The 8,825-nt window shown below is 40.0% G+C and carries 9 protein-coding genes and 1 riboswitch; of the genes, 5 read left to right on the forward strand and 4 right to left on the reverse strand.

What is annotated here, in order from left to right:
- Positions 1 to 76: 76 nt before the first annotated feature.
- A riboswitch (purine riboswitch) is annotated at positions 77 to 181 on the forward strand.
- Between the two features lie 176 nt (positions 182 to 357).
- On the forward strand, positions 358 to 1,551 hold the full coding sequence (locus ACFWE9_RS24095; protein WP_230161117.1) for a nucleoside transporter C-terminal domain-containing protein: 1,194 nt from the start codon (positions 358 to 360) through the stop codon (positions 1,549 to 1,551).
- Between the two features lie 105 nt (positions 1,552 to 1,656).
- Here the strand turns inward: ACFWE9_RS24095 and ACFWE9_RS24100 are convergent, their stop codons facing one another.
- The 3 genes from ACFWE9_RS24100 to ACFWE9_RS24110 all read right to left on the reverse strand — a co-directional run bounded on the left by ACFWE9_RS24100 (position 1,657) and on the right by ACFWE9_RS24110 (position 3,818).
- Positions 1,657 to 2,790 carry a CAP domain-containing protein gene (locus ACFWE9_RS24100; protein ID WP_377359175.1) on the reverse strand — a complete coding sequence of 378 codons (1,134 nt, stop codon included), beginning with the start codon at positions 2,788 to 2,790 and terminating at the stop codon, positions 1,657 to 1,659.
- Positions 2,791 to 2,829: 39 nt separating this feature from the next.
- On the reverse strand, positions 2,830 to 3,141 hold the full coding sequence (locus ACFWE9_RS24105; RefSeq protein WP_377359177.1) for a hypothetical protein: 312 nt from the start codon (positions 3,139 to 3,141) through the stop codon (positions 2,830 to 2,832).
- A gap of 305 nt (positions 3,142 to 3,446) precedes the next feature.
- Entirely contained in the window at positions 3,447 to 3,818 is a 372-nt protein-coding gene (locus tag ACFWE9_RS24110) for a winged helix-turn-helix transcriptional regulator (protein WP_230161123.1), read from the reverse strand.
- Between the two features lie 188 nt (positions 3,819 to 4,006).
- Between ACFWE9_RS24110 and ACFWE9_RS24115 the strand changes: the two genes are divergently transcribed.
- Together ACFWE9_RS24115 and ACFWE9_RS24120 are read left to right on the forward strand one after the other, a co-directional pair.
- Entirely contained in the window at positions 4,007 to 5,212 is a 1,206-nt protein-coding gene (locus ACFWE9_RS24115; protein WP_377359179.1) for an MFS transporter, read from the forward strand.
- A gap of 192 nt (positions 5,213 to 5,404) precedes the next feature.
- Positions 5,405 to 6,247, forward strand: a complete 843-nt coding sequence (locus ACFWE9_RS24120; protein ID WP_377359181.1) for an aldo/keto reductase — start codon at positions 5,405 to 5,407, stop codon at positions 6,245 to 6,247.
- A 115-nt stretch (positions 6,248 to 6,362) separates the two neighbouring features.
- Here ACFWE9_RS24120 and ACFWE9_RS24125 read toward each other — a convergent pair whose 3' ends face one another.
- Positions 6,363 to 6,803, reverse strand: coding sequence for a MarR family winged helix-turn-helix transcriptional regulator (locus ACFWE9_RS24125; RefSeq protein WP_230161130.1), 441 nt, complete (start codon positions 6,801 to 6,803; stop codon positions 6,363 to 6,365).
- Positions 6,804 to 6,988: 185 nt separating this feature from the next.
- On the opposite strand from ACFWE9_RS24125, the gene ACFWE9_RS24130 reads away from it, so the two are divergent.
- A complete protein-coding gene (locus tag ACFWE9_RS24130) occupies positions 6,989 to 8,017 on the forward strand; it encodes an NADH:flavin oxidoreductase/NADH oxidase (RefSeq protein WP_377359183.1) in 1,029 nt (342 codons plus the stop codon).
- Between the two features lie 238 nt (positions 8,018 to 8,255).
- Complete coding sequence (locus ACFWE9_RS24135) at positions 8,256 to 8,567, forward strand: rhodanese-like domain-containing protein (RefSeq protein ID WP_034309364.1); 312 nt, start codon at positions 8,256 to 8,258, stop codon at positions 8,565 to 8,567.
- Positions 8,568 to 8,825 lie beyond the last annotated feature (258 nt).

Here is an 8,825-nt window from a genome sequence, read left to right on the forward strand (position 1 = left end):
TATTTATATTAATATAACAATTACGAAACGTATTGTAATTGAAAATAAACTGTTTTAAAATGTATCTTTCCTAATCAATTCATTTTGAAAATATCCTTGTATAATATCAGTGACAATGGTCTGATAGTTTCTACCTGGCAGCCGAAAATAATGCCGGACTACAAGGAAGTATGAAAATAGAAGAGATGAACAGGTATATGTTGGTTTGCTTAATAAAAGCTTGATCCGCGATACCGTGTTTTAATGAAAGCTCTTATCTTTTCACACTTTCTTCCTGCGGCTGAAAGTGTAAAAAGATAAGGGCTTTTTTATATAAAGAAAATGAATGGGAAATGATAAATCAAAGGGGTTGAAAACATGTATTTTTTATTGAATATACTCGGTGTTATCGTTGTAATGGGCATCGTTTACCTTTGTTCGCCAAATAAAAGGAACGTTAAGTGGAAAGCCATTCTTACTTTGCTTGTTGTAGAATTGCTTATCACTTGGTTCATGTTATCGACTAAAATAGGTGGATGGGTTATTAATCTGATCGCTTCTTTCTTCACCTGGTTGATTGCATGTGCAAATGAAGGGATTTCTTTTGTCTTTCCATCTTTAATGGCAAATGAACAAGTGGATTTCTTTTTCAGCGCTTTGATGCCAATTATTTTCATTATCACGTTTTTTGATGTTTTATCGTATTTCGGTATCCTTACCTGGATCATTGATAAAGTGGGATGGCTCATCTCCAAAGTGTCCGGTTTGCCGAAACTTGAGAGTTTCTTTTCCATCCAGATGATGTTCCTTGGGAATACCGAGGCACTTGCCGTTCTCCGGATTCAACTCGCTGCGATTAAAGATCAGCGGTTATTGACATTTGGAATCATGAGCATGAGCAGCATCAGTGGTTCCATTATTGGGGCCTACCTTACCATGGTACCGGCAACCTATGTTTTTGTGGCGATACCCTTGAACTGCTTAAATGCCTTGCTGATTGCTAACATGTTAAACCCAGTAGATGTAAGTAAAGAGGAAGACGTCGTTTATGTTCCTGCTAAAGAGGAACGTAAAGATTTCTTTTCCACCATTTCTAACAGCATGCTGGTGGGAGCCAAGATGGTTTTCGTCATCATGGCAATGGTTATCGGTTATGTGGCGTTAACAGCAAGCTTGAATGGGATATTCGGTTTCTTTGTGGATGGCCTGACCATTCAAAAAATCTTCTCTGTGATTTTTAGTCCATTTGCATTCCTGCTTGGATTAACTGGACATGATGCCATGTATGTCGCTCAATTAATGGGAATCAAGCTTGCCACGAATGAGTTCGTTGCCTTGCTTGATTTAAAGGATAAAATCAGTACACTACCTCCGCATACAGTAGCTGTTGCTGTCACTTATCTGACGTCATTTGCCAACTTCAGTACAGTAGGCATGATTTATGGAACATTCAATTCCATCCTTAATGATGAGAAATCGAACATTATCGGTAGGAATGTTTGGAAGCTGTTGGTTAGCGGGATGGCTGTTTCCTTGTTAAGTGCCATGGTCGTTGGATTATTCGTTTGGTAATATACTTTAAAAACAAGGGCATCCATTTTTCTAGATGGATGCCCTTGTTTATATCCATGTTGGAAAAAAGCTGTGCTGGGTTTCCCCATGCACAGCCCTTTTCGTTTACTTCCTCAAATAGTTCTCCGTATAATAAGGTTTTTCTTCATCATCGAAGGCAACACCGACCCCGAGCGATTCAAAATCTTTCTGTAACTTGTTTTCCCTGTGTCCGATGGAATTCATTAAACCTTCATGGGCAAAGATACTGCTGTTCTGCCCGGACGCCAGGTTTTCCCCAGCCATTCGAAATTTGATTTGGTCATCTTCCATCCGATCAAAGGGAGATTCTCCTTCAAGATTTGTATGGTTGAAGTATTGGTTCACAGCCATATCTTCACTGTGATCCTGTGCAGTGACCTTCACTTGTTTATCCCATGAAAGTACGGAGAGATCATGGTTGACCCTTGATGCATTGGTCAAATCGAATAATTGATATTCAAAGCCCTTCTCTAACTCTGGGCTGGCCTCTGCAAAATAGCCAATTTTTTGCTTTTCAAGTTTTGTGTCGATGATTTGGATCGATGTGACTGTGTTTTTCTCGTGTTTGTCATAAAAAATGGTCACATAGCTGTTATCCATTTCAAACATATCGTATTCGCCATCACTTCGAATCTGGTAATAGACGTTCCCTTTAAGCAGCTTAGTTACAGGCTCCCCCATTTTTTCGGTTACGACTTCTTTAGGGGTGCCGCGTTTAATGCCTTCCTTTGAGGAAATTAAATCTTGATTCGTATATAAACCAACGACTTTATCGTTAGTATCGTAGGCAACCATGAAGAAATTTTGATAATTTTCGTGATAGGCGAACCAGTCTACGCCATATTCATTCTGCGTATGCCGCTTTGCTTCACCAGCCAGTTTTTCCACGGCATCCTTCGTGTCACCGATTTCGATATTACGGACTGAAAAGGACGCCTCGGCAGGTGCTTCCAGTGTTGGTTTTTTCACTTTTTCTTGCCGTTCTTTTTCAGAAACCGAATCCAATTTTTCCGTTAGTGAACCGATTAGGTTGTTGACACCAGTATTCACCTTTTCCAGGGCAGTAGAAACCTCTGGCCCATTTATGAAAGAACGAACATCGGACACGAAGGAACCTACTCCTGCCTTGACCCCGGACTCCTGAATGTCTTTACCATATCCGTACCAAAACCCACTGAGTAGGAGTATGAGAACCACAATATTAAACAAATTCCGCAAATCGTTCACTCCTGCCCTATACTTGATATATAATCCCGATTATTGAAGAACCATCTGTAACACGCTTAAAAGGGGTGGGGCACATAACAATAAAAGTGAACACATGATGAGTATTTGTGAGGCCACTTTGGGGAGTCTTTCCTGTCCTTTTCCGGCATACCAGCCTCTAAACTGAAGTTTATTTCTATACCAGACAAATAATAAAATAAGCACCGCAACCGAACCCAGCCAACCATACTGTTTCGTGTTAACTCCTATGTTGGTATATATGCCGTTTAAAATGGCAGAAATGATTGCTCCGGCTATCCCGAATATCAATATGATGCGTATCAATTCTAATAAGACCCTCATTTGTCACCCCTTGGTTTCACCATTATACTCATTCATAAATAAAATATAAAATTTAAATGATCAACACTGTACTTGTTGGTCAAGTTAGTTGGATTCATAAGTATATTACATATTATACCAAAAACGAAGGGGTTAATAAAAGTTCTTATAAAACACGAAACTCATGGAAAAAAATATTTCCAAAGGTTAATATCCACAACTTTTGAATGAGTATTTTCTCTTTGTATACATTAGCTAAAATAGAAGATTTATAAACAAAAAAAGATTAGTCATTTTGAGCTAATCTTTTTTGTATTTGTGGCGGATTACTTCAATTGATCATTTAATACACTTTCCTCGAGAACGGAAAACTTATCACCATACACCCTTGTTATGTGATTTTCCCCCCACGTACATAGCGCGGATAGGATACTTTCCAGGCTTTGTCCATACTCACTTAGTTCATATTCTACTTTTGGAGGGACTTGGTTGTATACGATCCGATTGATGACTTCGTCTTTTTCCAATTCCCGCAATTGTTGGGTCAGCATTTTTTGAGTGATGTTTGGCATAAGACGCTTTAATTCACTTGTCCGCTTTTTTCCGTGGGTCAGATGGCAGAGGATTACACATTTCCACTTCCCGCCCAACACTTCCAGGGTCGCTTCAACTGATATATTGTACTTCTTTTTTTGCATGATTTGCATACTCTCCTTATTTTATAGGAACTAAAAGGTACCTATATCACTATAAAGTACGTACTATTATTTATTTCTATTATATCTCATAATAACATTTGCACACCAAATTCCACTGTACCATTTATTAAAAAGTTGCTTTAGGCAATTTCAATAATAGTACAAAAAGACGAAAAGGAGAAGTGAATATGACTTCAAATAAAAATAGAAGTACATGGGCATTGCTGGCTTTAGCAATCAGTGCCTTTGCGATTGGAACAACAGAGTTCATCAGCGTGGGATTATTACCACTCATTTCAAAGGATTTACACATTACAGTCACGACGGCCGGATTGACGGTATCCTTATATGCTTTAGGGGTCATGTTCGGGGCACCTATCCTGACATCCCTGACATCGAATATGTCGCGGAAGACTTTATTGCTTTGGATAATGGTCGTGTTCATTGCCGGTAATGCATTAGCGGCTTCTGCGACCACGATCAGTGTACTATTGATCGCCCGTGTCATTTCAGCGCTTGCCCACGGTATCTTCATGTCAATAGGTGCGACGATTGCAGCTGATCTGGTCCCTGAAAACCGCAGGGCGAGTGCCATCGCCATCATGTTTACGGGTCTGACGGTGGCAACGGTGACCGGAGTTCCTTTTGGAACCTTCATCGGTCAACAATTCGGCTGGAGATTTGCTTTTATCATCATTGTGGCAATCGGCCTGATTGCTTTCATCGGGAACAGCATAATGGTCCCATCCGATTTAAGAAAAGCTACACGGACCACGTTCCGTGATCAGGTTAAATTAGTGACAAATGGCCGGTTGCTGCTAGTGTTCATCATTACAGCGTTAGGCTATGGCGGTACATTCGTCGTTTTCACATACTTGTCTCCTTTACTACAGGAAGTGACAGGGTTTAAAGAAGGAACTGTTGCCTTAATTTTGCTAGTATATGGAGTAGCCATAGCAATTGGAAATACCCTTGGAGGGAAATTGGCCAATCGCAATCCTATTCATGCCTTATTTTATATGTTCCTAATACAGGCTATTGTACTGGTGGTCTTGTCTTTCACGGCGCCGTTTAAGATTGCTGGTTTAATTACGATCATTTTAATGGGATTGTTCGCATTCATGAATGTTCCAGGGCTACAAGTCTACGTTGTCATGTTAGCGGAACGTTTCGTACCAAGTGCAGTGGACGTGGCTTCTGCCATCAATATTGCAGCCTTCAATGCAGGGATTGCCATTGGTGCATACTTAGGAGGGGTGATTACGGATTCAATCGGACTAATCCATACAGCTTGGATAGGTGGAGTCATGGTTTTTGTTGCAGTGATTTTAACAGGTTGGAGCCGGGTCTTGGAAAGTAAAGACAAAACCAAGCGAACGGAAAAACTAGCATAAGATTGAAAAAGTGATGCATGTTAGAATGGCATGTTTCATTCCTTGAAATGCGTGAAAGAGTATCATAAACCAAGTATCATTACATCCCTTCAGCGAATGGGGAAGATTCCTTGAAGGGATGTAATGATACTGATACTTAAGCGCATTACAGTCTATAAAAACAATGAAGAAAAAACAGGAGGTAGATGGATAATGGTAACAAATTTACAAGATACAACAACGTTGCATAATGGTGTTAAAATGCCTTGGTTCGGATTGGGCGTTTTTAAAGTGGAAGAAGGTCCTGAGTTGGTAAATGCGGTTAAAGTGGCGATTAAACATGGTTATCGCAGTATTGATACGGCAGCCATTTATGGAAATGAAGAAGGGGTTGGACAAGGGATCCGTGAGGGTTTAAAGGAAGCTGGAATCTCCAGGGAAGATTTATTCGTAACATCAAAAGTCTGGAATGCCGATTTAGGGTATGAATCGACTATCGCGGCTTACGAAAAAAGCTTAAAGAAACTTGGCTTGGAGTACTTGGATCTATATCTTATCCATTGGCCAGTGGAAGGAAAATATAAAGAAGCTTGGAGCGCGCTGGAAACTCTTTATAAAGAAGGAAAAGTAAAAGCGATCGGAGTGAGCAATTTCCAAATTCATCATCTTAAAGATGTAATGGAAGATGCAAAAGTGAAGCCGATGGTCAATCAAGTGGAATATCATCCGCGTTTAACTCAAAAAGAAGTACAAGCATTTTGTAAGGAACAAGGCATACAACTTGAGGCTTGGTCTCCTTTGATGCAAGGACAATTACTGGATAATGAAACATTACAAGCGATTGGGGCTAAACATGGTAAATCCGTCGCACAGATCATTTTACGCTGGGATTTACAAAATGGGACTGTAACGATTCCTAAATCCACGAAAGAACATCGTATTGCAGAAAATTCATCTGTATTCGATTTCGAATTGACGAAAGAAGAAATGAACCAAATTGATGGATTGAATCAGGATCATCGAGTTGGACCAGACCCTGATAATTTTGACTTTTAATAGATAAATGAAGGAGAGAGACGAGAGCATTCGTCTTTCTCCTTTTTTGGGATGCCTGCCCAAATATCAATTTGAATAGAGAACAATTCCATATAAGCTATCGCAATCGCTTCAATCATTCTTCTGTGGTCCGCTTTTTTGCATGGACGAATAATTTCAATGCTGTGTCAATGTCATTAATATTTAAAGACTTTTCAAGTGTTTCATTAACGGTGGCAAGGATTTCTTGAAGTCTTATCTCACCAAGGTCCGTTATGGTCGCACACACACCGCGACGGTCGTCTTCATATCCAAGCCTTTGAATGACACCGCAGCTTTTATTTTCCATTCTAACAGAAAGTCTTGACATCGCACTTTGACTTAACCCGACTAACTGTTGCAATTCCAGCAGCCTCAGTTTTTTTTCTGGTGTTTCTGATAGAAATAATAAAACATAAAACTCATTCAAAGCCGTTTGGTGCCTTGTTTGCAGCATTCGATCAAGCTCATTGGCGAGCTCGGCATGAATACGTGTAAAGGATAGCCATGTATTTAAAAGGGTTTGTTCACTGGACATTTATATTCGCCTTCCTCTGCTTACTTCTTTTAAATATACCACATATTAAAGAATGTGTACCAACAGACGATAGCGTTTACAATGAAGGCAATCGTCTGTTAAGGAGAATCTGATTAGTTGACACAATATTATCGAGATGATATAAATGCATGTGCATGCATTATAAATTAAAGGAGACAAAAAACATGAAAGATTTATTTTCGCCTTATCACATAAAAGAACTTGAACTGAAAAATAGGATCGTCATGCCTCCGATGTGCCAATATTCCGTCGAAGCAGAAGATGGGATACCAACTAATTGGCATCAGCACCATTATGTGAGTAGAGCAATTGGCGGCACTGGGTTAATCATAGTGGAAATGACGGATGTAGAACCTGATGGCCGGATTACGAATGGCGATCTTGGATTATGGTCTGACGATCAAGTTGATGCCTTCTCCAAAATCGTTAAGGAAGTTCATCAATACGGAGCAAAAATCGGTATCCAAATTGCCCATGCAGGCCGTAAAGCGCAAGATGCCGAAACTCCAGTAGCCCCATCAGCCATAGCATTTGACGAAACGTTTAAAACTCCAAGGGCTTTAGAGACGGAAGAAGTGAAGGAAATGGTCGAAAAATTCCGTTCTTCAGTCAGAAGGGCAGTTCAAGCAGGTTTTGATGTAATTGAATTACATGGTGCACACGGATACTTAATCCACCAATTCACATCACCGCTTACGAATAAACGTGAAGATGAATATGGAAGGGACCTGACTAAATTTGGAATGGAAGTGATTAAAGCTGTGAAAAGCGAAATGCCTGCTGACATGCCATTAATCATGCGCATTTCCGCCAAAGAATATGTTGAAGGCGGATATGGTCTGGAAGAAAGCGTTGCCTTTTCAAAAGTCTTTAAAGAAGCAGGGGTGGATATGTTCCATGTGAGTTCTGGCGGAGAAGGTCCTATTGGAGCAGACGGAAGACCGGGTACCCATGCTAGCTATCAAACCCCATTGGCTAGGGAAATTAAAAAAGCTTTGGACATACCAGTGATTGCTGTTGGTCGATTAGACGATCCGATTCTTGCAAATTCAATCATTGGAAATGAAGAAGCGGATTTGGTGGCAGTGGGCAGAGGGATGCTGCGCAATCCTTACTGGTCTCTGGAAGCATCAAAAACTTTAAATAAACAAGTGAAGGTCCCTAAACAGTATGAGCGAGGTTTCAGACATTAAGAAAGATTCATGAGTTCAAAATAAGACGCCAGCCATTTATACTAGCTGGCGTTTTAATGTTATAGGAGAAGGGGATCATTAGATACGGGTCACGAATTGGCTCCGGATTTCAGAACGGGATGCTTCATGATGAATGGATTCACGAGCTTGAAAAGCGATGGACCCATTATGTGATGTTTGACTGGGAATTTTGTTATAATGAATAAGATAAATCAAACGATAATTCGAGGTGCTAATTATGGAAGAGATCAAAATCATTACAACGGAAGAAGTGGAAGCCAAGCTTGAGGCAGGAGAAGCGATGGAACTTGTCGATGTTCGTGAAGATGAAGAAGTGCAAGAAGGAATGATCGAAGGCGCGAAACATATTCGCATGAATGATATCCCAGCAAATCTTGACTATTTTGATAAAGAAAAAGAATATATCTTTATCTGCCGTTCAGGACGCCGCAGTGAAAATGTATGCCATTATCTTCAGGAACAAGGATATAAAGTGGCAAATATGGTTGGCGGAATGCTTGAATGGGACGGCGAAGTCATCGTTAAGTGAAGATGTTATTCAAAAAAACCTGTTACTTTTGCAAGCGTAAATCCAAGAATGTAACGACTTATTTGAATGAAAATAGAAAAAAGATCACGGTTTGTTCACAATGCCGTGAGTATGCGGAAAGACGAGCATATTTAAAAGCATGAAAAAAGAGCCCTTTCTTATGTGAACTGCACCCCAATTGTTAGACAACATCTAACAATTGGAGGTGCAGTTTTTTTGACTAAATATACGATAGACGAAAAATTACATGCAGTTTTA

It is taken from the genome of Peribacillus sp. NPDC060253 (assembly GCF_042727425.1).
Classification (GTDB): domain Bacteria; phylum Bacillota; class Bacilli; order Bacillales; family DSM-1321; genus Peribacillus.